The following is a 22,796-nucleotide window of genomic DNA, read 5'->3' as shown; positions in this document are numbered from 1 at the left end:
GGTCCTGCGGCCGGGTTTTCTCTTCGTTTTAGATGAGGAGCGCCGTAATAACCACGCGAGTACCGGTCGGTTCGTTAGCCTCCCAACGGATGGAGCCGTTGAGCTCGCTCGCTACCAGGGTGCGCACAATCTGCATGCCCAGGCCTTCCTTGCCGCTGACCGGGCGGTAAGCGTTCGGGCCAGACTCCTCGATCTTCTTATCGCCCATGCCCTTGCCGTCATCGGTAATAATGACGGTCAGGGTGTCCTCGCCCTCGTCATTGGTGCCGCGAATACCCTCGAGCGTCACGGTTCCGGTTTCTCCGTCGAGTCCGTGCTCCACGGCATTGGCGACGACCTCGTTAATCACCAGCGCCAAGGGGGTCGCGAACTGGCTTGGCAGGGCACCAAAGGATCCCAGTAGCTTGGTCGTCACGTGCTGGCCGGGAGAGGCCAGCTCGGCGGCCAGGTGGAACTGACGCTCGATAAGCTCGTCAAAGTCGACGTTCTGGGTCAGGCCCTGCGAGAGAGCCTCGTGCACGGTGGCGATTGTGGCAACGCGACGCATTGCCTGTTCCAAGCCCTGGCGCGCTTCGTCGGAGGTCATGCGACGGGACTGCAAGCGCAGCAGAGCGGACACCGTCTGCAGGTTGTTCTTCACGCGGTGGTGAATCTCGCGGATGGTTGCGTCCTTGGTCATGAGCTCCAGCTCGCGACGGCGCAGTTCGGTGACGTCGCGGCAGAGAATCAGGGCGCCCAGGCGCTCGATGTGCGCGCCCTTCTGCTTGAGCAGGGGGATGGCGCGCATCGTCACACGTGCTCGGGCGATGGTCAGCTCGGTACGCAGGTCGCTACGGCCGGCCAGGACCAGCTGCAGGGTCTCGTCCGCCTCCTCGCCGGAGGAAAGCATCGCACGGGTCACGTCTGCCAGGTTACGCTTCTCAAGGTAACCGGTCATACCCATACGGGTGTACATCGAGTTGGCATTGGGGGAAGCAACGACCACGCGACCGGTCGGGTCGAGCACGATAATGCCGTCAATCGCGCGGGGATTGCCCTGCGTGCGGCTACCCTGGGCCAGAGGATCGGGCCACAGGCCGCTGTGCAGCATGGTCAGCATGGTGTCGGTGACGAACTCGTAGACCTCTTCGCTCAGGCTGGGATAGGTGTGGGGAGTGGCAACGCGATGGCTGGTGAGCAGGGCAATAGTGCGGTTATTGCGTACAATCGGCACGAAGGTGATGTTTACCTCCGGGCGGTATCCCAGGCCCTCTCCCCTGGCCGGGTCGGTGTAGGTACTGATCTCCTGGGTCGTCCAGGCGCGGTAGGCCTCATCGCGGATGCCGTCTTCCATGTCGTGATCGATGATGTCGTGGTGGAAGAGGGTGCGGACGTTGGAGGGGCGCACGTGTGCAAATGCTGCGAAGGTACTGGTTTCGCGGGGACCGGAAACGGCATCCGGGGAGGTGCCGTCGGCAACCACGTAGTCGGTGGGGAACCAGAGGACAAGGTCGCTCTGGGCAATATCAGAGATAATCTGCCATTCCCCCATGATGAGGTGAACGCGTTCAATATCGCCGGGGCCGAAGTCGCAGGCGCTCAGAATTCCTTCTGCAAAAGACATGTTTGTGTGCTTCCCGTAAGTTCAGGTATCTTCAACCATTTTATGCGGTTGCCCGCCCGAGTCCATTTCGGGCGGTAATATTTCGGTCAGTGTAACGAGCTTGTCTGAGAGATCGCCTGAAATCAGCGCTACGGCGCTCCACGCTTAAAGAAACGGGCAAAAGAGCGAGACGTTAGACGCTCCTAAGCCTCAGAATTTCCCCGAATATTACATTACTCAGGGCGAATCGTTCTCACGCTACGTACCCCACCAAAAATATACCCGATGCATCGCGTCTGGCGCGTCCGAATGGGGCCGACCGGTCGCGAGGCACCGGGTATATCTCTTGGGGCCAAAACCTACCGATGCTAGAAGCAATAAGACCGTATTGAAGGGGCCTCAGCCTACGGGCCGTACCGCGTACATTCCCTCCAGCATCGCGTCGAAGGCCTGCACCATCGCGTGTCGAGGCGCGACCTCCAGGAGGGCCTCCCCGTTACGGCGCAGGCGATCCATAATCTTCCGCTCGTATGGAATCACCCCGTCCAGGGGAACGGAGAGGTAGCGGGACCAGTTATCGCGCATCTTTGCCTCGGGGTTGAAGCCCGCCGCCTCACGCCGGGAACGGTTGAGCCAGTACTGCACGCTCGTGCCGGGAGCCATGAGGTCCGATCGCTCCTGCACCTCGCGGGCCAGGTTGATGAGGCGAGGCAGACCCACCACGTCAGCCTCCCCCAGGACAATCACGCGATCGGACTCCGCCAGGGCGGTGAGGGTCGCGGCGTTACGGCGGGGCGCGGGTCCGTCAAAGGTGAGTTCCTCGTCCACCTCGATGGGCGCGGCCACATCGCAGATGACGATATCGTAGCGGGGCTTGAGCCAGCCCAGCACCTCGCTGAAGGCGCGGGCACGCACCTCCGGCCAGCGAGAGGACGAGGTAATCCCGCTCAGAAAATCGAAGAATCCCTGCTTGAGCGGAACCCGTTCCATGATTGCGCCGGCCTTCTTCTCGTCGAGCTGCGCGCGGTCAGCGTCCGAGCAGATAATGGCCAAGCCCGATCCCGCGTCTTCCAACGCCATGAGCGCATCGAGGCTGGGTGCGTAGGTATCCGCATCGATCAGGCATACGCTCTGCCCCTTCTGCGCGGCCAGCGCCGCAAGGTTGAACGCGATGGTGCTTCGGCCGGGTGCGCCGTGGGTGCCCCAAACGGTCAGAATTTTGCCGATGCGGTGCCCGGGCTGGTAACGGGCCGGGGCTTCGGGGGTCTGGGTGATGTCCGGATGCCGGGGCTGACTGTCTCCGTTTTCTTCCTCGAATCGGCGGGCGTATTCGCTACCGGGCGCGAGCCCATCGACGATGGCGGCAGCCCGGGTCAGCACGGATTCTTCGTCGCCCGGGATTGCCGGCGCCTCGGGGTTCTGCGCCACGGGGTCGAACGGGGAGGGTGCGGCCCCCTCGGGGGTACTGCGGCCGTAGGAATCCGCGGGAAATTCGGGAGACTGAGCCCCGTATGCGGGGTCGTAACCGTACGCCCCGGCCGAGGGGCCCGGCAAGGAGTAGTCGGCTTGTCCGGTCCCGATATCGTAGCCGTAGCCCACCGCGTTCTGGCCCGCCGCGTCGTAACCGTACCCGGAGGGGTCCATCGTCAGGGTGTTTCCGGGCAGCGCGCCGGGTGCCGTGTGCTGCACATCGTACGCACCGCGAGGCCGAGCCAAGGCCGCATCCACGGCCCGTTCGATGGAGCCAAGGATTTCTTCCAGCGCAGCCTCGGTGCGGATGCGGTGGACCTCGGCCGGTAGCGGCAGGTTCTCGGGCGCGATGACGGCGAGTAGAACCTCGGATTGGGCGAGAGAGTCAACGGTGGAGGCGCTCAACTCTGAGGGAACGCGAGCGCAGAGTAGTGCCCTGGCGATGCCGGTGTGGGCCATACCGAGAGCCTCGCTGAAGTCCTGAACGGTACGGGCGACCGAGATGCGACCGTGCTGAGTTTCGATACCGCTCAGGAGCGTGCCGTCATCACCGTAGAGGATGACCGGGATATTCATTCGCCCTCCCCGTAGGTGCCGGGAATGAGGCTGAGTTTCGAGTCGCTATTGCTCTCCTGTACGAGCGCCGCGACGGATTCTTCCTTCACCCACAATTGCACAGTGGCCTTACCGTTCGCGCCCAGCACGCCCTCGTCCACCGTGATGGAGGCAATCTCGGCGTTGGTCACGATGGCGTGAGCGCCAGACGGGCTGCTCTCGGCGGGTTCCTGTCGTTTGGTGTCCTGGTTACGGGGCCCGGAGGTCCACACATCTACGCGTTCCCCCGTCTTTAGCGTGGCCGCTGCGGTTCGATCGATGGTGATGGTGGCGAGCCGACGCCCGGAGGGGGTTTCGGTGCCGATAGCTTCTCTACTGATGAGGTTTCCTGCGGGGATGCGCTGCGTTGCAATTTTTCCCTGCATTAGGGCGGTATCGGCTCGAGTGAAGTACTTATCGCTAGCAGCGTCAATATTGGCTTCCACCCGGGCAAGCTTATCGTCGGTGATCTTCTCACCCATGCGGATTTCTGTCTTGGCGGTGTAGTACTCGGTTTTGTGGTTGTTCGCCTGCACGTAGAGCTGGACGCCCGTCATAGAGACGAGGACCAGGAGAATCCCCAGAATGAATCTCCAGTCTTTAATGGTGGGCCTTTTGAGGCGTTTGGCGTGCGGTTCGGTGAGGGTAGAACGCTTCGTCGCGTTCTGTCGTGTACGCATGTGGGTTGTGCCTTTCGGTACGGAAGTTCGGCGGGCTGCCGAGCCGTTGTATTCGACTAACCGATGAGCGAGTGGGTTGTTAGATGTTCCTATAAGCGCTATAGGGGCTAACCCTAACAGGATATTTCATTTAGTGTATTCACTCAACAAGAACGCATTTTATGAAATGCTCGCAAACCTACCCTCATTCTCAGACACGATTCGATAATATTTCGGGCAGTATAAGGCTTTTGCGAGCAATTTTTACCCCAGTGTCATATACTGAAGGTACTCAATGGATGTTCGATGAGAACTCTAAATGTAGTGTCGCGATTCCGTGACACTGGGGCCCAAGATTCCACATATGGAAAGGATAGATTCATGTCTGCACCTCGTTTCCTCACCCTGAGCGATGTCGCTGAGGAACTGCAGGTTTCGCTTTCGCAGGTGCGTGCTCTGGTGCGTAGCGGCGAGTTGCCCGCAATCCAGATTGGCGGCCGCAATCAGTGGCGCATCGAACGTTCTCGTTTCGAGGAGTACATTACCGAGCGTCACGAGCAGACCCTGGAGGCTATTGCTTCCGGTAAGCTGACTGCCAAGGCGAAGGCCGAGTAATACAGCTTAGTTTTATCCAAGACACTCTGCCAGGTGTCTGCAAGGGCCCGTCCCCTCTCGTGAGGGAACGGGCCCTTGTTCTATTCCCCGGACGACCATCTTTATCTTTCAGAACCACCGCAAAGCTACCGTGAAATACGTGCAATAACGGCACTTATACGCGCCAGCGGAATAATTCTGACACCCGCGCCGGGTGTCCGCACCTCACGAGGCCCGCGCGAATAGGATCCCCGTTCGTAGATGCGAGGATACTGTCCCCCGTTGAGAAGACGGAGCTCCAAAAAATCTGCCCCTACTCGCTCGATAACCCCGTCGTAGCTAACGGTTCCGCCCTCGAGGGAGAGGCGGACCGGTTCGCGCGCCACGCCCAACGCTCGCAGGGCGAGCTGCAGCTTCATGCGATATCTTCCCGGGCGAATTTCTGCACGGCCGGGCGCCCGGCCGCCCTCCCACCAGAGCATGCCCCGCAGGGGAATGAGGATGCTCTCACCGTGGGATTCAAGGTTAATCCATTCCTCCCCCACCATATCGAGGTTCCCCTCGTAGACCTGCATATCTGTCGCGCAGACCCGGACGGGGCCACCTCTTTGGGCCAGGAGGCGATCATCGAGGGTGATGGTGGAGTATTGCACGCGTGCAACCTGGCGGGCATCCTGTTCGAGCTCCCAGGCTCGCTCGGAGGCCAGTCGGGCTTCTATATCTCGGAGGAATTTTTCCATGCTCATGATTCGACCCTACCGGATACTCGGGGCCCTCGGGCCAAAACAGACTCTAATGACACGATGTGACAAAGAATCACCCCCAGCATCCCTCAATAAAGCAAAAAACGAAAATTTACATATATTTTAATGTATTTTGCTATATCTAGATAGGCTTATAGGGTATAAATGGAGTACAAACAGGGTTACCAAACGTACTCTTTGGAGGTCATCGTGGACCAAACTTCACAATACGCGCACGGTGTACGCAGCGACGAGCCTCATTCCGAAGCGCTCCGTCCCGAGGCACGGGCCAGCCGCCAAGACATCTTTCTGTTCACGGCTCCCCCGGTACTCTCGGCGCTTGTGCTGGCTACCCTCTGCATCCATCTGCCGCGCATCCCGTCAGCCCACCCGCTCACCGATGCGGTGCTCCTCTGCGCGGGGATATCGGCAGTGCTCATCACCCTCTGGTGGATTGTCAGCTTCGCCTGCGCCCTTCACGAGGCCCGAACCGCCCGCAGGGTCACTAACCCCTCGGAACCTCGTTTGCCGAGAACACCGCGCATTTTCCGCCCGCTCTTCATGCGTCGCATCGTGCTGACTCTGAGCGGCACGGCCATCGGACTTGGGGCGGTCTTCGCCCCGGCACACGCCGCCGAGGCGAGTCAAACCCCCGCGCCGACTGTGCCGGCCACCTCGTTGATGGCCCCGGATGCGCGCTCAGGCGGGTACAGTACCGATGGTTCATCGGTCGCGTACCAGACGGAACCGACCGATGCGGGAAACACCACCAATGCAGAGATTCCCCTCGCCCCAAACACTACCGAATCCACCGGGTCACTCCAGGATCGCAGCCCATTCTTCGCGCCCTCGCACGAAGCCCGCGGTACCTATGCCTACACGGTACGCGCCGGAGATACTCTCTGGTCTATCGCCGCCGAACAGCTGGGCGAAGGCACCGATGCCTCCGTTATTTACGATTACACCCTCGATATCTACAGCGCCAACCGAGAGGCTCTGGGACGGAATGCCGATCTGCTGTACGAGGGGCAGATACTCCAGATTCCCGAGCAGCCGCTACAGACTTTCCGTCGCTAACCGGTTATTTTCCTCTACATCATTTTCAGAAAGGAACCCGTCATGGGCTTCACGCCTCTTCTTCCCCCGCTCCCCCGCCGCACTCCGGCGCTCCGCACGTTCCCTCCCCCGAAGGTGAGCACACCGACCCCAGATTCCGTTCCGGAGCCTTCGCAAAAGCTCGCGCAGGCCCCCGGCACCCTGGCCCTTGTGCAGGCCCGCGGCTTCGATTCCCCAGTATCGATTGTTCCTCTCCCTCGCTACGAGCAGAGCTCCTTGCACCGAACGGCACGTCCTCGGGCTGGTCGTCCTCTGCGCCCCGCGGACGCCATCTCCCGCCAAATTGAGGGGCGTTGCGTGGGCGTGGCCATCGCCTATCTCGAAATCATGGCCGCCCGACGCTCGCGCCAGCAGCTTGCCCAGTGGGTTTCAGCGGATTGCTTTCACCGCCTGCTACCGCGCTTTCCCAAGAATCCTCGTCAAGTTCCCACGGAGCAGGCTCTCTCGATGCCTCCGGCGCTCCTTCGGGTCCGCGCACAGCGGGTCAACCCCAAGCTCTACGAGGCGGTTGTTCTGTTCCGATGCGGTCAGGGTATCAGGGTGGTTACCCTGCAGGTTCGGGAACTGCACGGCGCCTGGCTTATCACTTCCATCGAGCAGCCACAGAATCAGCCAGGTGCAAATTAGCGGGCTCTGCCCCCCCCAAGGAAGGACGAGCCCCGTTAGCTCAGATTGCCACAAACCTATAAACACGCGGAGAGGGTGCGAACCCAATGATGGATTCGCACCCTCTCCGTACGTTTCGGGGTTTATACCGCGACTACTTCTTCTGAGAACGCTCCACGTGCACCTGAGTGTGGCCGTCCTCGTCGGGGGCCGAGTACTGCAGGAACTTCGGACGCGAGGGATCAGCCAGGCGCACGGCGGAAGCCTGAGTGCGCTGCTTGGACAGGTCCAGGTTGTACAGGTAGGTCACGGTCTCCTCGCGAACAGCGTCGAGCATTGACTGGTACATGTCGTAGCCCTCACGCTGGTACTCAACCAGCGGGTCACGCTGGGCCATTGCACGCAGACCGATACCTTCCTTGAGGTACTCCATCTCGTACAGGTGCTCGGGCCAGCGCTGACCGATGACCGAGAGCATCACGCGGCGTTCAATCTCACGCATGCTCTCTTCGCCGACGCTCTCCTCACGCTCGTCGTACACGACGTGGGCGTCCGCAAGGACTTCCTTCACGATCTGGTCGCGGGTAATCTTGGTGCGATCGCCTGCGTCCTCAGCTAGGTCATCCACGGTAATGGAGATGGGGTAAACCTGCTTGAGGGCGCTCCAAAGCTCCTCGAAATCCCAGTCCTCGGCGTGCCCCTCGGAGACGCGTGCGTCGATGATGGAGGTCAGAACCTCGTCCACGAAACCGGAAATCTGTTCCTTCAGGTCATCACCGTGCAGAATACGGCTACGGTCCTTGTAGATGGCCTCGCGCTGGCGGTTGAGCACATCGTCATACTTGAGCACGTTCTTACGCTGCTCGGCGTTACGGCCCTCAACGTTTGCCTGTGCGGTAGCGATAGCGCGGCTAACGATCTTGGAGTCCAGCGCGGAGTCCTCGGGAGCTGCCGCCATGAGGCGGGTTGCCATGCCGGTGTTGAACAGGCGCATCAGTTCGTCGGTCAGCGACAGGTAGAAGCGGGACTCGCCCGGGTCGCCCTGACGGCCCGAACGACCGCGCAGCTGGTTGTCGATACGGCGGGACTCGTGACGCTCAGTGCCGAGCACGTACAGGCCACCGAGCTTGGTGACTTCATCGTGCTCTTCTATAGCGGCGTCTTCGCAGGCCTTCAGGACCTCGGGCCAGCGAGCCTCGTACGCCTCGGAGTTGGTGTTCGGGTCCAGGCCGAGCTCACGCATCTTCTCGACGGCCTCAAATTCGGGGTTACCGCCGAGCATAATGTCGGTACCACGACCAGCCATGTTGGTTGCCACGGTGACGGCGCCCTTACGGCCCGCCTGCGCAACAATAGCAGCCTCACGCTCGTTGTTCTTTGCGTTCAGCACCTCGTGGCGCACGCCTGCCTTCGCCAGCTGGCGGGAAAGGTATTCGGAGTTCTCCACGCTTGCGGTACCCACCAGGATCGGCTGGCCCTTTTCGTGGCGTTCCTTAATGTCCTTGACGACCGCCTTGAACTTGGCGATTTCGTCGCGGTACACCTTATCGGGGTTGTCGATGCGCTGCACACCCTTGTTGGTGGGGATGGGCACCACGCCGAGCTCATAGGTGTTCATGAACTCTGCCGCTTCGGTTTCCGCGGTACCGGTCATACCGGACAGCTTGTCGTACATGCGGAAGTAGTTCTGCAGAGTCACGGTCGCCATGGTCTGGTTCTCAGGCTTGATTTCGACGCCTTCCTTCGCCTCAATCGCCTGGTGGATGCCGTCGTTGTAGCGGCGGCCCGGCAGAATACGACCGGTGTGCTCGTCAACAATCAGGACTTCGCCGTCAATGACCACGTAGTCCTTGTTGTTGGTGAACAGCTCCTTCGCCTTAATAGAGTTGTTCAGGAAGCCAATGAGCGGGGTGTTCTTGGATTCGTAGAGGTTCTTCACACCCAGGTGGTCTTCCACCTTGTCAATGCCGGATTCGAGGATGCCGACGGTGCGCTTCTTCTCGTCTACTTCGTAGTCTTCACCGCGCTTGAGCAGGGTTGCGGCAATGCGCGCGAACTCTGCATACCAGCGGTTTGCCTCACCGGCTGCGGGGCCGGAAATAATCAGAGGGGTACGCGCCTCATCAATCAGGATGGAGTCCACCTCATCGATAATGGCGAAGTTGTGGCCGCGCTGAACCTGCTCCTCCACGGTCCACGCCATGTTGTCACGCAGGTAGTCGAAGCCGAACTCGTTGTTCGTACCGTAAGTGATGTCTGCGGCGTACTGCTTACGACGCTCGTCCGGCTCCATGGAGGACAGAATCACGCCGCACTCCATGCCGAGGAAGCGGAACACGCGACCCATGAGGTTCGCCTGGTACTCAGCCAGGTAGTCGTTCACGGTCACAATGTGCACGCCCTTGCCGCTCAGCGCGTTCAGGTACGCGGGCAGGGTCGCGACGAGGGTCTTACCCTCACCGGTCTTCATTTCGGCAATGTTGCCCAGGTGTAGCGCTGCACCACCCATGAGCTGCACGTCGTAGTGGCGCTTGCCCAGGGTACGCTTGGATGCTTCACGGACCACCGCAAAGGCCTCCGGCAGCATAATGTCGAGGGATTCGCCGTCCTTGACGCGCTCGCGGAACTTGTCGGTCTCTGCTCGCAGTTCCTCATCGGTCATCGATGCGAAGCTGTCCTCGAGCGAGTTCACCGCCTTAGTGTACGCTTCGAGCTGTCGCAGAACCCTCTTATCGCCGGTTCGGAGGATTTTCTCCAAGAAAGATGCCACTGAGCTTCTACTCCTTGCTTGTTTCGGTACCCTCACCAAGGGCGCGCGAAAGTGCGCGCGGTGAGGCCTTCCTACATATTGTATGGCAGAGCCGCCTAATTCGCCCGTCCGAGCTCTTTTTTACGCTCTGCGCCCACGAGGTGACATTTGGTGACACTCGAATCTTTCACCCTCCGGTTGAGGCAGAGCCGATCCATCCGTCTAAAGGAACAGATGTGTGGAGGGCAAAGAAAAACCCGGGGGCCTGGAGAAACACGGTGTGTATTCCCAGACCGCCCGGGTCTTGAGCCTACTCGCTGAGTACGACCCCTAAAGAGCCTTACGCCTCAGCATCCAGCAGGTACGTTAGTTTTTACTCGTTGTCCAGAGTAATGATGCCGTAGCTCCAGCCCTTACGGCGGTATGCCGCAGCCGGTGCGCCGGTCTCGCTGTCAATGTACAGGTAGAAGTCGTGGCCGACCAGTTCCATACGGTCAACAGCTTCTGCAGGAGTCAGACGCTCGCCCTTGAAGCTCTTGTGGCGAATCTCGATGGGAGATGCGGCTTCGTCGGCGAGGGTGACCTCGCTGTTGTCGAATGCTGCTTCTTCAACCGGAACATCCGGCAGCAGAATCTCGGTAATTGCTTCGGTAACCACGGGAATCGAGCCGGTAGCGTCCGCCACGGAGACGGGGTGCTTGCCACCGCGCTTGTGCAGCTTGCGGCGGTCACGTGCACGGCGCAGACGCTCCAGGAGCTTGCCGTAGGTTTCATCGAAGACCGCGAACTTGTCGTGACCCTGGGCTTCGGAACGGAGGACGGGGCCGGTACCAACAACGGTAATCTCAACGCGGATGGACTCGCCACCCAGGTGACCGTCCTTGCTGAACTTGACGTCAATGTCCTTCACGTTATCGCCGAGCTGAGCGAACTTCTGAACCTTGTCGTTCACGTACTCTTCCAGGCGTTCGGTGACCTTGATATTGCGGCCGTAGATGTTGACTTCCACGATCATTCCCTCCAGGTTGGGGGCTTATACCGCGTCCGGTTGGACCCGGTACGGGGGTTCGACTCCAATGCCGTTCCCTTGTCTATATTCTAATACGAATGGATGCCATACATCACTATATGTGACAAATATTCGCCTACATTACTCTCTATTTATCAATAGTCAGAACAATCTGCAGACCCATTCACAGAAAAGGCGCATCTCACGGATTAGGTACTAGAGCGAGGCCTTCTTCGGCACGGAGGCTACGGCACACACGCCCAGCACCACGGAACCTGCCTCACGCAGAGCACGGACCATCTCCGCGGCCGTTGCGCCGGTCGTCACCACATCATCGCAGACGATGCACAGCCGCCCCTCAACCAGGGCCGGCTCCAGAACGCGCAGGGCCCCGTGCATCCGCTCGGAACGAGCCACCGCGGTCAGGGTCTTCTGTTCTCCTCCCCCGGAGGCGCCGCCCAGACGCCCGGCTAGGGCCCCCGCAACGCTACCAAGATTTCCCCCGGCAACCCCGGGCGAGCTGGAGGCGTACCCCATGATGTCCAGAGACGTCACCTGCAGGCCGGCGGGAAGGCGCCCCTTCAACCGTTGGGACGCCTCACGGGCCAGGAGCGAGGCCGGGGCGTAGCCTCGTCGACGCACGCTCGCGGGTGAGGATGGGGCGGGGATCAGCAGGACCTCGCTTTTGGCGGCACCGGGTGCTGGATTCCGCACGAGCTCCCCTCGGTGCGCGCGCAACAACTCGTACACGCAACGGGCCAGGGCCTCCCCCATCAACGGCACAAGATCGGTCCGCCCCGCGTTCTTCATCCCCAGGACAACCCCGGGCACAATCCCGTCGTAGCGCGAAGCCGCCACGGTTTCCGGGACGTCCTGCACCGGATGCACCCGCTCGACCCTCGCGCAGGCGCGCTCCCAGCGGTTCAGGCACCCGCCGCAGAGCGCGGGCCCCGAACCGTACGGCAACACCGCGGAACAGCAGGAACACGACCGCGGCAGGAGCAACTCACCGAGTGATCCCCACGCGCTCTCCACCCAGCGCACGGGGTGCTCCGAACCACGCACGGGCTTCCGGCCTGGGGCCCGCTCAGAATTCAAACCACGCTGTTGTGAATTCATGCAAGCGCCCTAACCGGCGTAGCTAATCTCGTGCAGAAGGGTATCCAAGCGGGTCCAGCCGCGCTCCTCCAGCACATAGCAGGAACCATCGGAGCGGTGGGCAATGATGTTGGAGGTATTATCGGCCGTCGACACGCTCATCACGCCGTCCAGACGATCCAGCTTCGTCTCCTCACCGCTCAGCGAGATTACCTCGGATTCACCGTTCTTCACGTTCACCACTACGACGTTCTGATCGCCTGCCCATCGCGCGCTACGGGGCACCACCGAGGAGCTAAGACGCACCATCTCGGTCAGGTTGAGCGGTTTACCCGTATCGTCACGCACCACACCCGAAATAATCACGGCCGACGCGCCCTCCGTGGAGGCTACAATCGCAATGCGCGCGCTATCGTGTGACACGTTGATGCTGGTGAAGCTCAGGTTGCGCGGCCACGACATACCGATATCGACCCCGCGCTCGCGTTCCTGAGCGTCCTCGGAGCTCGGTTTGAAGGCGCGCACCGTGCCCTCGGCATCGGCGGTCCACACCCAACCGTACGCGTCAAAGGTCGGGGCGGTCAGGTTCGCTCCCTGCCACACTCGGCGGGCGGTCCCCTGGTACACCGTGTACAGGCTGCCTGCATCGTTCGCCAGGCAGGCAAACATATCGCCCGAGTAGCTCATCGCCGGGGCGCTCAGCTGGCTGACACCGCGCAGGAGCATCTGCTCGCCCGAGGCACTCATGTAGTTATCGCGGGCCACCATCTGCCCGTTCGCGGTGATGGCCACGGTACGGTCGGGGACCGAAAGCGTCAGCGGTACGGGCATGTACCCGTTCGGAGTCTGCTCGGGAATGAGGGTGCCGTTGTAGTACACCTCGGTCTTCTCCAGACCGGAGAAGTTGCTGAGCCCGTGAACAATCTGCTCGCGGATACGCGCCAGGCGAGAATCATCCAGACGCTCACCCGTCAGGCGCACCGTGGCGTCCTGGTTATTGGCGAGGCGTGCCTCGTCCAAGGTCATGGAGTCGGTCAGGGCGGAGAAGGCGACACCCTTCAGGTAGGATGCAGGGCCGGACATCAACATGCGCACCAAAAGTTCAAAGTAGTTCTCGATGTGCGGGAACCACCGGATATCGGGCACGGCGTAGCGGAAGGCTCGATCGTAAAAATACAGGCGGTAGGGACTAAACACCCGCTCAAATTCGCTGCCGTCAAGCCACAGCCCATCGGGGCAGGAGCTAATACGCCACTGGTTGTCTTCCTTGACCAGCTTGAAGTCCTGGGCCTCGGTCTGCGCCTCGGGGAAGGTGCTCGTCAGGCCCTGGCTGTTCACCGTAGCGGTCTGCTGGAAGCGCACATGGTAGGTGCTCTCCGCCGAGTTAGAAGAAGAGATTCCCTCGTCGGCCTGGGCTTGAATCGTGTTGCGGTACACGCGAGTCGTGCCGAGGGGGTTCCAATGCTGGTTATACGAGGAGCTCAGGTACTGGCGGGCCACAGCGTAGTTCTCGATGCTGTCGACTCCAGCACGGACAAAGCCTTCGATAATGGCCTCGGGGGTAGCACCGGCCAACGGGCCGGGCGCACGCGCCGGGGAGGTCTTCGAATCCTTCGCTCCCAGAGTGCTACTGTGCTGCGTCACGTGGTCATTCGAGGGAAGACCGGCACAGGAGCTGAGGAGCGCCGCCAGCGAGGCGACGCCCGCAGAGAGCGCAACGCGCCGAGAGAAAACAGCGCCCTGGGACATAGGGGTCAGACCTTCCTCTAGAACAGTGACGTTATGGCCGTCGCTCCCGTAGAAGTAACAGCGGAGTGAAAATATACGTTCCTCGATTGTACTGGCTAGGTACCTCGTGCACGCAATGTGACGGGGCACATTGCGCGTGCGAATCATCCATGGATTCCCTTTGATCGCCAGAAAAACATCGCGCCTCGTCGGGGTGGGAACACTCCCCCCGAAAAAAGGCATGCCCTTGACGGTTTGGGTAAGGTTAGGAAGCTACCCTTCCTCACCCTCCGCGGTGTCCTTCTTCTGCCGCGGATCGATCGAGGGCAGGGTATCCTGCGCAATCGCGGGACGGTTAGTCGACGCTTCCGGTTCGCCGGTCGCCAGAACCGGGGACTCCCCGAGCGGAGCGCCGTGAACCAGCGGAAGGTTCATCGTAAAGCAGGCGCCGCGGCCCTTCTCGCCCCATGCCTCAAGCGTGCCTCCGTGCAGGCGCACATCCTCAGCCGCAATCGACAGGCCCAAGCCGGTACCGCCCAGGGTGCGCTTACGCGAGGTATCGGCACGCCAGAAACGGTTGAAGACCTGAACAGCTTCGTCCTCGGACAGGCCGATACCGTGGTCGCGCACGGCGATACCCAGGTTCGTGGCGTTCGCATCGACATACACATCAATCGGTCGGGATTCACCGTGCTCAATCGCGTTATACAGCAGGTTGCGCAGCACACGCTCAATACGCACACGGTCCATATCGACCATGATGCTCTCGTGGTTCGTGTGCACATTCAACTTCGTGTTCGTCCGCTCCAGGTGCGGCAGAGCCTCCTGCAGAATATTCGACAGCACCTGAATGAAGTCCTCGGTATCAATCGTCAGCATTGCACTACCGGCGTCGAAGCGCGAAATCTCGAGCAGGTCGGCCAGCATCGACTGGAAGCGGTCCACCTGACCGTGTAGAAGCTCCACGCTTCGCACCTGCATCGGGGTCATGTTCTCACGCGAGTCGTAAAGCAGCTCGGTGCCCAGACGCACCGTGGACAGCGGGGTGCGCAACTCGTGCGACACGTCCGAGACGAAGCGCTGCTGCAGGGTCGACAGGCGCTCCAGCTGAACAATCTTCTCCTGCAGAGAATCGGCCATGCGGTTGAAGGAAATACCCAAACGCGCGGCCTGGTCCTCGCCCTTAACCGACACGCGCTGGTCCAAATCACCGGCGGCCAGACGCTCCGCCGTGATGGCGGTCTGCGTAATCGGGCGCACCACGAAGCGGGTCACGAACCACACCACGGACAGCACCACGGTCAGCAGGGCGCAGAAACCGCCGAACAGCACGAAGTTAATGTGCGCAATCGTCTCGGACGAATCGGTCATGTCGTACACGGTGAACAGACCGTAGCTAGGATTCTGCGCGATAGAAACGTGCGTACCCACGATAAGCACGGGGTAGGTGCGTTCGCGGTTATTCTCAAACGTTGTAATAGTGGAGGTCTGCCAATACACGCCGTCCCTATCGCGAACGGTGTTCTTGAAATCCGTGGGGATGCTCGACGAGTTCAGGGACTTATCGCTACTCTGCTCGGGGATAAAACCCTGCTTGCCTTGCCCCTCCAGCGGCACAAGGATCCAGCTACGTTTGCCGGATGCGCCAGCGTCCAAGACCGTCAGGGTACGGCTCACGTTACGACGAATCTCGCTGTCGCTTCGCATCTCGGAGGACTTCAGCACGCTCTGCACGTTACGGAAACCGCTGATCGACTCCTGAAGTGCCTGCGACTTCTGGTTCTCGAACAGGCTCGTTGCGATCTGGCTCGACAGGGACCAGCCCACCGCCAAGAAGCTCAGGAACATGAGCACGCCGGCGGTTGCCAATGCACGGAACTGAAGGGATTCACGCCAGAGCCTGCGCATCCGTTGCGGAATGTTTCGGCGCGGCTTGCGATTCTCCCGCGCCCGAGGGGTTCGGGTACGCGAAGAGGCGGAGGCAACCGCCTCCGCCGCCAAAGCGCCGTGCTTACGGCGCGACTTCGCAACAGACAATCAGGTTATCCCTTCGCCACTGTGGTGAGAGTCGTCGTGTGTTCCCGCTTAGTTTGCGGAGGAACCAACCAGTTCGGTCGGAATCTTGTATCCGACACCGCGCACTGTCTGGATAAAGCGATCCGCGCCCAGCTCGTCGAACTTTGCACGCAAGCGCTGGACGTGCACATTCACCAGAGAATCGCTCACGTCGGTGTAACCCCAGACCATGTCCAGCAGCTCCTGACGGCTCAGGGCCTGGCCGGGGTGGCGCACCAGGGCCGCCAAAAGATCGAACTCCAGCGGAGTCATCGGGACCTCGGTGTCGTGGTACTTCACCGTGCGGCCGTCCATATCCATGACGATATCGCCAATCGACACGACCAGCTGGCGGCTCTCACGCGGGCGCAGACGGGTGCGGATGCGAGCCAACAGCTCGGCGTGCTTAAACGGCTTGGCAATGTAGTCGTCGGCGCCGGCCTCCAGGCCCTTCACCACGTCTTCGGTATCGCTCTTGGCGGTCAGCATGATGATCGGCACGTTCGAGGAACGGCGAATCTGCTGACACACCTCAATACCGTTCATTCCGGGAAGCATTAGGTCCAGAAGAACCAGGTCGGGAGTGGAGCGCATAAAGGTTTCAAAAGCGCGTGCACCATTCTCGCAAAAAACGGCGTTGAACCCCTCCTGTGCGAGCACAAGACCAATCATCTCCGCCAGGGCGTCATCATCATCAACCACCAGAATGGTGTGTGCGTCGCCTACGCTCACAGTACCTCCCTAAAGAATTGCCGAAATTACTTACACTAAAATGTCATTCCTCTAATCATACCCCGCACTCGCCCAGGGCTCGGGCACACTCTGCCACTCGCGCCAGAGAAGCCGTCGCCTCCATGAGGCTCAGCGAAGCGTAGCCTTCGGCGGGCAGACGAGCGTCGTCGGGCATGAGGCCCACGGAACTCAGCTGACGGACCTCCAACCCCACCTCGCGCCACAGGTTGAAAAGGCGTCGTGCCTGGTGAGGCACCATTTCCTCGGTGACGACCGGCAGCCAGATGCGGGCCCCCGCATCCACTAGCTGGGCGATAGGTTCCCAAGAGCGTGGATCGCTCAGGGGCGGCACGTGCAGCGTTCCCGCCCCGCGCGGACGGGAGCGGTCGGGGTGCAGCATCAGGGCGCAGGGCAGGGCGGGGTTGGCTGCGGCCTGCATGGTTTTGAACATCTCGAGCGCGTCCAGGCTCGGGGCGGGTTTGACGCTCACCTTCGGCGCGCGCAACGGCTTCACCCCGGTACCGTCGATATTCAGGATGACCTGCAGGTTCAGTTCGGCGCACCGCTCCGTCAGTCGCCGATACGCCTCGCGATAGACGTGGGGTTCAATTGCCGGCAGAGTGCGGAAGCCGCTCACGGTGGGGATAGAGCCCTCCAGCAGGCGCTGAAATTCTGGCTCGTCAAATTGCACGGCCAGCGGCGCGGTCGGGGCTTGCAGGGCCTCCCGCAGGAGAATAAACCAGCGTTCCATACCCTCGAGGAAAGAATCCAGCAAATCGCGGCTCGCGCCGGCATCGCTCATCGCCCGTTCGCCACCGGGCAGGTACACCTGCGCGGCGAGGCTCAACGGACCGGTGAGCTGGATCTTGTAGGCGGGGCGGGTCGGTCCCTCTCCCCCGGTCTGCGTTGAGGTGCGGCGACCCGAAGCGCGTGAGCCCACTCGGTCAGCCAGAAGATTGATATCCGAGAGCAGCCGGTCCTCGGCAAGGGCCGATTCGCGTGCGCCGCGGCCGGTGCTGTGCACCATGCGCCAGCCGAAGGATGCACCATCAAAGGCGATTCCCTCGCAGATTGCCAGGGTACGCGCGGTCGCGGTCCCCTTCCAGCCGGCAGCCGGCAGCTGCGGCAGATAGGGCAGATGCGGTGCTCCCAGTTCCCCCTCGATGCGGGCCATCGCCTCCGCCAGGGAGGTTCCGGGGAAGGGCCCGGTGCCGCTGGCGCGCACCAGAGGACGCTCGGCGGCGAGGGCCGCGAGCTCCCGCTCGTCCAGCTCGTCGCCCTCGGGGGCACGGTACTCGCCGGGCATCAGCAGACGCTGAGGCGTCGGTTCCGGCGCGGGGCATCGCCCGCCCCGGCGAGGGCTACTCTGCATGGTCAGCCGAGGCGGGGTTCTCGCCCTGCTCGGGGTCCTGCTGCTCAGCCGCGATACGAATGTGGTGACGAATCACCTCAGAAATGATGAAGTTCAGGAACTTCTCGGCGAACTCGGGGTCCAGGCTGGACTCCTTCGCCATGGCGCGCAGACGGGCAATCTGAGCTTCCTCGCGGCCGGGGTCGCCCGCCGGCAAATTGTGCTTAGCCTTGAGCATACCCACGCGCTTCGTGGCCTGAAAACGCTCCGCCAAAATGTGCACGAGGGCCGCATCGAAGTTGTCGATGGAGCGGCGCATCGCGAAAAGCTCCTCGTAGACCTCGGGCGCAACCTCATCGCCCATGGAGGTGGCGTGAGGGTCAAATTCGCAGGACGTGTGTTCGGCGGTCATCGGTTTCTCCTCAGATTGGTTGTGGTCTTCTGCGTGTTGCGGCTGCGGTGTGGTTGGGGCAAACCGCGAGAGTATTTACTGCTGTGCCTTAGGCGCCCAGGGCTTCCTGAATATCCTCGCGGTTCAGGGAGTACGCGCGGGCAATCGTGGACTGGCCCAGCACGCGGGTGCCCTGGTAGAGCACCATGGTCTGGCCGGGAGCGACACCCGAGAGCGGGTCCAGCAGGCGCACCACGGTCTCCAGGCGCAACGCGTTCTCTTCTTCAGCTTCGGGGTCGGGGGCCCAGGTCAGGTACGCCTTGGCGCGCACCGGGTCGGCATGGGCGCGCACCTGCGCGGTCACCTCAAACTCTTCGCTGCGAGCGCCTGGCTGCTCCGGTTCCTGCAGGAAGCGGGCTGCCTGATCCACCGGGACTCCCGCCCAGGTGGCGCGGATGCCGCGAATCTCGTCCACGGCCAGAAGCTCGCGGGATCCGACAATCACCTCGTTCTCCTTGGGGCGCACCTCCAGCACGAAGCGGGGCTTGCCGTCGGGGGCAGGGCGGCCCAGCGCCAGGCCCTTACGCTGACCGACGGTGTAGGCCTGAGCGCCGGGGTGCTCGCCAAGCACCTGGCCGCTCGTATCCTTGATGAGGCCCGGGCGCATCTGGATGTGCTCGCCGAGCCACGCGCGGGTGTCACCCTCGGGGATGAAGCAGATGTCGTAGGAGTCAGGCTTCTTCGCCACGGAGAAGCCGCGCTCGGCGGCCTCGGCACGCACCTGCGCCTTCGAGGGGGTATCGGCCAGGGGGAACCAGGCGTGCTTGAGCTGCTCGTGGGTAAGCACGCCGAGCACGTAGGACTGGTCCTTGGCCCAGTCGGCGGCACGGTGCAGCTCACGGTTACCGTCCTCGTTCGTGATGACGCGGGCGTAATGGCCGGTCACCACGGCGTCGAAGCCGAGGGCGACGGCGCGTTCGAGCAGGGCCGCGAACTTGATCTTCTCGTTGCAGCGCATGCAGGGGTTGGGGGTTCGCCCGGCCTCGTATTCGGCGATGAAGTCGTCCACGACGTCTTCCTTGAAGCGTTCCGAGAAGTCCCAGACGAAGAAGGGAATACCCAGCTGGGAGCAGACGCGGCGGGCGTCCATGGAGTCTTCGAGGGTGCAGCATCCGCGGGAGCCGGTGCGCAGGGTTCCGGGCATACGCGAGAGGGCCAGGTGCACGCCCACGACCTCGTGACCCGCATCGACGGCGCGGGCCGCGGCCACGGCGGAGTCAACGCCGCCGCTCATAGCTGCCAGAATCTTCACTACGCTATTCCTCGTTTCCGTGGCCGAACCTTTCCGTGCGTTGCGCGGCGGGGTGTTCGGCCGGTCCTGTGTTGGTGTCGTCTATACGCCGATGCTCTATCGGCTGCCTCGGATGCGCGGGCGCGCAGAAGCACGGGCCCGAGGCTGTAGCTACCTATTGTACGCAGGGCGACGCCCCGGCACCGGGCAGTGCACCCTCAGCGAACCTCCGGTCCAGGGGTGAGGTTCGGGGCTTCGGGGTGTTTTGGGCGGTTCCGGGGCGTTCTATGCGGGGATGCTTAGTGCCAGCGGGAGGCGTCCGGCAGCTGAGACGACAGCCCAGCCTTGGCGGCCTGGGTGTAGGCGGCGGGTAGCGCCGCGATGAGGCGCGCAATATCGGCGCCGGTGCTCGAGTGGCCGAGGGTGAAGCGCTGGGCGCTGCGGGCGGTGTCCTCGTCCATGCCCATTGCCATGAGCACGTGGGAGGGGCGGGTCACCCCGGCGTTGCAGGCCGAGCCGGTGGAGCTGCTGATGCCCTGCATGTCCAGCAGGAAGAGCAAGGTGTCGCCTTCTGCGTTCTCGAAGGTGAAGTGCGCGTTGCCGGGCAGGCGCTTCTGGCCGGGGTACTCCTCAGTGAGCGGGTCCTCGCCGCTCAGGTGCGCCTGCGGAATGAGCGCGCTGACGGCGGCCACGAGTTCGTTGCGTAGCGCGGCGATGCGGGCCGATTCCTGGGGCAGGTGCTCAACCGCGTGCACGGCGGCTTCGGCGAAGCCCGCGATGGCGGGTGCGTCGATGGTGCCGGAACGCACGGAGCGTTCCTGACCGCCGCCGTGGAGCACGGGGGTCATCTGCACGGCGCGGGTGGCGACCAGCGCACCGATGCCCATGGGGCCGCCAATCTTATGGCCGGAAATGGCGAGGGTGGTCGTGCCGCTGGCATGGAAGTCAATCGGCACAGCGCCAAAGGCCTGCACGGCGTCCGAGTGCATGGGAATCCCGTACTCGGCGGCGATAGCGGCAATCTCGGGGATGGGCTGCACGGTACCCACCTCGTTATTGGCCCACATGACGGTCACGAGCGCGACGTCCTCGGGGTTCTTCTCGATGAGCTCGCGGACCGTCTGCGGGTTCACGCGGCCGCGTTCGTCCACGGGAATCCATTCAATCCGTGCGCCCTCGGCCTTTTCAAGCCACTCGCAGGTGTCTTCCACGGCGTGGTGTTCGATGGAGGAGACGAGAATTCGGGTACGCCGAGCGTCTTCCTCGCGACGCTTCCAGTAGATGCCCTTGACGGCGAGGTTGTCCGCCTCGGTGCCGCCCGAGGTGAAAATAACCTCGGCGGGGTCGGCGCCAATGGCGCGGGCTATGCGTTCGCGGGCGTACTCGACGGTGGCTCGGGCATCTCGGCCCAGGGCGTGCAGTGAGGAAGGGTTGCCGCCCGCGCGCATCTGTTCGACCATCGCGTCGATGGCGGAGGGAAGCACCTCGGTGGTTGCGGCGTGGTCAAGGTAGACGCGGCCGTTCTGGCGGTTGGTTTCTGCGCTCATGTGTTCCTCCTGCTTGCTCGCGAATAAAGGGGCGAGAATGAACGGGGGCGCGGCTGACCGGATGCACGCGCCGGGTGCACACGCCCACCTGGCCATTCTAGCGCGTCCCCCAGCTCGCGGCGGTCTCGTCCGCTCCCTACCTGATGCCCCGTTCGCTTTCGTCATGGGTTCCTCATGCGGCGGAGGCGCCCGCCGAGCCCACCTGGCCGCGCGGTACACTTAGGAACGTGTTCAAGATTCTTTTCTATACCCCCGAGATTCCGGGTAATACCGGTAACGCTATCCGACTGGCCGCGATTACCGGTGCCGAATTGCATCTGGTGGAGCCGCTGGGTTTCAACTTCGATAACGCCCACCTGCGCCGCGCGGGCCTGGATTACCACGACCTGGCCGTGGTGACCGTCCATAAGACCCTCGAGGACGCCTGGCGAGCCCTCGAGCCGGAGCGCGTCTTCGCGTTCACCACCACGGCCTCGACCTCCTACGCGGATATCGAGTACCGTCCCGGAGACGTCCTCATGTTCGGCCCCGAGTCGGTGGGTCTGCCCGCCGAGGTACAGCGGGACGAGCACATTACCGAACGGGTTAAGATTCCCATGAAGCCTGGCCGCCGTTCCCTCAATCTGGCTAACTCCGCATCGATTGCCGTGTTTGAGGCCTGGCGCCAGAACGGATTTGAAGGAGGCGCCATCTAGCATGGCTACCGCACACCACGATTTGCCCGAGCACATGGTTCAGCAGATTCTGAGTTCTACCCCTCCCTTCGCCGAGCAGATTCGCCGGGATCCTGAGAATAAGGAGTACACCGAGCGGGGCTGGGAGCCGGTCTATTCGGCGTCGCCTAGGGCACGCATCGTGGTGATTGGTCAGGCACCCGGCAGGGCTGCGCAGGAGAGCCGTATTCCGTGGAATGATTTCAGTGGCGAGAGGCTACGACAGTGGATGGGTGTCACCGATGAGCAGTTCTACGACCCCGAGCTGGTTTCGCTACTGCCGATGGACTTCTACTACCCCGGCAAGGGCGCCCACGGTGATAACCCACCGCGCAAGGATTTCGCGCCGAAGTGGCATTCGCAGCTGCTGGATCTCATGCCGGACGTTCAGCTGATTCTGCTGGTGGGCGCGTACTCCCAGAAGTACTACCTGAACGGTAAGCGCGGCCCGAAGGCCGAACGTAACCTGACCGAGACGGTACGTGCGTGGGAGTCCTATCTTCCGAAGTTCCTGCCGCTCGTGCATCCTTCGCCCCTAAATTTTAGGTGGCAGGTGAAGAACCCCTGGTTCGAGCAGGAGGTCATCCCTGCCCTGCAGAAGCGCGTGGCAGAGATTCTCAAGAACGCCTAGCCTTCCCGCAAGGCCGTTCCCGTAACGCTAATACGACGAAGCTCCCGGCCCTCACATCGAGGGTCGGGAGCTTCGTTTCTGTTTGCTCTTCTACCCGCCCGTATCTGTCGGCTCGCATCCCCGTCGCAGAGGCGAGC

19 protein-coding genes are annotated in these 22,796 nt (G+C 62.1%); 5 read left to right on the top strand and 14 right to left on the bottom strand.

The features are described 5' to 3' along the window. Positions 1-28 precede the first annotated feature (28 nt). The 3 genes from HMPREF2874_RS05125 to HMPREF2874_RS05115 form a co-directional block, all read right to left on the bottom strand. A complete protein-coding gene (locus tag HMPREF2874_RS05125; RefSeq protein WP_070649175.1) occupies positions 29-1,603 on the bottom strand; it encodes a sensor histidine kinase in 1,575 nt (524 codons plus the stop codon). 378 nt (positions 1,604-1,981) lie between these two features. Continuing rightward, positions 1,982-3,628: a CpaE/TadZ family protein gene (locus tag HMPREF2874_RS05120; RefSeq protein WP_070649174.1), complete on the bottom strand. Its 1,647-nt coding sequence runs from the start codon at positions 3,626-3,628 to the stop codon at positions 1,982-1,984. Then, positions 3,625-4,326, bottom strand: coding sequence for an SAF domain-containing protein (locus HMPREF2874_RS05115; protein WP_070649173.1), 702 nt, complete (start codon positions 4,324-4,326; stop codon positions 3,625-3,627). Before HMPREF2874_RS05115 ends, HMPREF2874_RS05120 begins: the two co-directional genes overlap by 4 nt. Positions 4,327-4,686: 360 nt before the next feature. Between HMPREF2874_RS05115 and HMPREF2874_RS05110 the strand changes: the two genes are divergently transcribed. Further along, positions 4,687-4,920 (top strand): helix-turn-helix domain-containing protein, encoded by a 234-nt coding sequence (locus HMPREF2874_RS05110; RefSeq protein ID WP_049333339.1) that lies wholly within the window; start codon positions 4,687-4,689, stop codon positions 4,918-4,920. A 125-nt stretch (positions 4,921-5,045) separates the two neighbouring features. Here the strand turns inward: HMPREF2874_RS05110 and HMPREF2874_RS05105 are convergent, their stop codons facing one another. Beyond that, a complete protein-coding gene (locus HMPREF2874_RS05105; RefSeq protein WP_070649172.1) occupies positions 5,046-5,645 on the bottom strand; it encodes a histidine kinase in 600 nt (199 codons plus the stop codon). Positions 5,646-5,852: 207 nt separating this feature from the next. Between HMPREF2874_RS05105 and HMPREF2874_RS05100 the strand changes: the two genes are divergently transcribed. Both HMPREF2874_RS05100 and HMPREF2874_RS05095 read left to right on the top strand, forming a co-directional pair. Next, positions 5,853-6,719, top strand: a complete 867-nt coding sequence (locus HMPREF2874_RS05100; protein ID WP_246823779.1) for a LysM peptidoglycan-binding domain-containing protein — start codon at positions 5,853-5,855, stop codon at positions 6,717-6,719. Between the two features lie 42 nt (positions 6,720-6,761). Continuing rightward, entirely contained in the window at positions 6,762-7,385 is a 624-nt protein-coding gene (locus tag HMPREF2874_RS05095; protein WP_070649170.1) for an Rv3235 family protein, read from the top strand. 133 nt (positions 7,386-7,518) lie between these two features. Here HMPREF2874_RS05095 and secA read toward each other — a convergent pair whose 3' ends face one another. From secA to HMPREF2874_RS05045, 10 genes are all read right to left on the bottom strand, one after another. Then, positions 7,519-10,134, bottom strand: coding sequence for a preprotein translocase subunit SecA (gene secA / locus HMPREF2874_RS05090; protein ID WP_070649169.1), 2,616 nt, complete (start codon positions 10,132-10,134; stop codon positions 7,519-7,521). Positions 10,135-10,486: 352 nt separating this feature from the next. After that, entirely contained in the window at positions 10,487-11,128 is a 642-nt protein-coding gene (gene hpf, locus HMPREF2874_RS05085; RefSeq protein ID WP_012903212.1) for a ribosome hibernation-promoting factor, HPF/YfiA family, read from the bottom strand. 210 nt (positions 11,129-11,338) lie between these two features. Further along, complete coding sequence (locus HMPREF2874_RS05080) at positions 11,339-12,001, bottom strand: ComF family protein (RefSeq protein ID WP_168165155.1); 663 nt, start codon at positions 11,999-12,001, stop codon at positions 11,339-11,341. Positions 12,002-12,250: 249 nt separating this feature from the next. Further along, on the bottom strand, positions 12,251-13,969 hold the full coding sequence (locus HMPREF2874_RS05075; RefSeq protein WP_070649167.1) for an LpqB family beta-propeller domain-containing protein: 1,719 nt from the start codon (positions 13,967-13,969) through the stop codon (positions 12,251-12,253). A 252-nt stretch (positions 13,970-14,221) separates the two neighbouring features. Beyond that, positions 14,222-15,985 carry an MtrAB system histidine kinase MtrB gene (gene mtrB / locus HMPREF2874_RS05070; protein ID WP_070649166.1) on the bottom strand — a complete coding sequence of 588 codons (1,764 nt, stop codon included), beginning with the start codon at positions 15,983-15,985 and terminating at the stop codon, positions 14,222-14,224. A gap of 48 nt (positions 15,986-16,033) precedes the next feature. Beyond that, positions 16,034-16,735: an MtrAB system response regulator MtrA gene (mtrA, locus tag HMPREF2874_RS05065; protein ID WP_080974956.1), complete on the bottom strand. Its 702-nt coding sequence runs from the start codon at positions 16,733-16,735 to the stop codon at positions 16,034-16,036. A 55-nt stretch (positions 16,736-16,790) separates the two neighbouring features. Further along, on the bottom strand, positions 16,791-18,107 hold the full coding sequence (locus tag HMPREF2874_RS05060; RefSeq protein ID WP_070649165.1) for a methionine synthase: 1,317 nt from the start codon (positions 18,105-18,107) through the stop codon (positions 16,791-16,793). After that, entirely contained in the window at positions 18,097-18,498 is a 402-nt protein-coding gene (locus HMPREF2874_RS05055; RefSeq protein WP_070649164.1) for a chorismate mutase, read from the bottom strand. Before HMPREF2874_RS05055 ends, HMPREF2874_RS05060 begins: the two co-directional genes overlap by 11 nt. Positions 18,499-18,586: 88 nt before the next feature. Next, positions 18,587-19,789, bottom strand: a complete 1,203-nt coding sequence (mnmA, locus tag HMPREF2874_RS05050) for a tRNA 2-thiouridine(34) synthase MnmA (protein WP_070649163.1) — start codon at positions 19,787-19,789, stop codon at positions 18,587-18,589. Between the two features lie 278 nt (positions 19,790-20,067). Then, positions 20,068-21,315 carry a cysteine desulfurase family protein gene (locus tag HMPREF2874_RS05045; protein ID WP_070649162.1) on the bottom strand — a complete coding sequence of 416 codons (1,248 nt, stop codon included), beginning with the start codon at positions 21,313-21,315 and terminating at the stop codon, positions 20,068-20,070. Positions 21,316-21,542: 227 nt separating this feature from the next. On the opposite strand from HMPREF2874_RS05045, the gene HMPREF2874_RS05040 reads away from it, so the two are divergent. Both HMPREF2874_RS05040 and HMPREF2874_RS05035 read left to right on the top strand, forming a co-directional pair. Further along, positions 21,543-22,010 carry a tRNA (cytidine(34)-2'-O)-methyltransferase gene (locus HMPREF2874_RS05040; protein WP_049333350.1) on the top strand — a complete coding sequence of 156 codons (468 nt, stop codon included), beginning with the start codon at positions 21,543-21,545 and terminating at the stop codon, positions 22,008-22,010. 1 nt (position 22,011) lies between these two features. Then, entirely contained in the window at positions 22,012-22,659 is a 648-nt protein-coding gene (locus HMPREF2874_RS05035) for a uracil-DNA glycosylase family protein (RefSeq protein WP_070649161.1), read from the top strand. Positions 22,660-22,796: the final 137 nt, after the last annotated feature.

It is taken from the genome of Rothia sp. HMSC068F09 (genome assembly GCF_001812775.1).
In the GTDB taxonomy this organism is placed as follows: domain Bacteria; phylum Actinomycetota; class Actinomycetes; order Actinomycetales; family Micrococcaceae; genus Rothia; species Rothia mucilaginosa_A.
This window is presented reverse-complemented; position numbering and strand designations above follow the sequence as displayed.

What these genes read in the sequence shown, in the direction of transcription:
- HMPREF2874_RS05125 (WP_070649175.1), bottom strand. Translation starts at nt 1,603, where the DNA reads ATGTCTTTTGCAGAAGGAATTCTGAGCGCCTGCGACTTCGGCCCCGGC.
- HMPREF2874_RS05120 (WP_070649174.1), bottom strand. Translation starts at nt 3,628, where the DNA reads ATGAATATCCCGGTCATCCTCTACGGTGATGACGGCACGCTCCTGAGC.
- HMPREF2874_RS05115 (WP_070649173.1), bottom strand. Translation starts at nt 4,326, where the DNA reads ATGCGTACACGACAGAACGCGACGAAGCGTTCTACCCTCACCGAACCG.
- HMPREF2874_RS05110 (WP_049333339.1), top strand. Translation starts at nt 4,687, where the DNA reads ATGTCTGCACCTCGTTTCCTCACCCTGAGCGATGTCGCTGAGGAACTG.
- HMPREF2874_RS05105 (WP_070649172.1), bottom strand. Translation starts at nt 5,645, where the DNA reads ATGAGCATGGAAAAATTCCTCCGAGATATAGAAGCCCGACTGGCCTCC.
- HMPREF2874_RS05095 (WP_070649170.1), top strand. Translation starts at nt 6,762, where the DNA reads ATGGGCTTCACGCCTCTTCTTCCCCCGCTCCCCCGCCGCACTCCGGCG.
- hpf (WP_012903212.1), bottom strand. Translation starts at nt 11,128, where the DNA reads ATGATCGTGGAAGTCAACATCTACGGCCGCAATATCAAGGTCACCGAA.
- HMPREF2874_RS05075 (WP_070649167.1), bottom strand. Translation starts at nt 13,969, where the DNA reads ATGTCCCAGGGCGCTGTTTTCTCTCGGCGCGTTGCGCTCTCTGCGGGC.
- HMPREF2874_RS05060 (WP_070649165.1), bottom strand. Translation starts at nt 18,107, where the DNA reads ATGCAGAGTAGCCCTCGCCGGGGCGGGCGATGCCCCGCGCCGGAACCG.
- HMPREF2874_RS05055 (WP_070649164.1), bottom strand. Translation starts at nt 18,498, where the DNA reads ATGACCGCCGAACACACGTCCTGCGAATTTGACCCTCACGCCACCTCC.
- HMPREF2874_RS05045 (WP_070649162.1), bottom strand. Translation starts at nt 21,315, where the DNA reads ATGAGCGCAGAAACCAACCGCCAGAACGGCCGCGTCTACCTTGACCAC.
- HMPREF2874_RS05035 (WP_070649161.1), top strand. Translation starts at nt 22,012, where the DNA reads ATGGCTACCGCACACCACGATTTGCCCGAGCACATGGTTCAGCAGATT.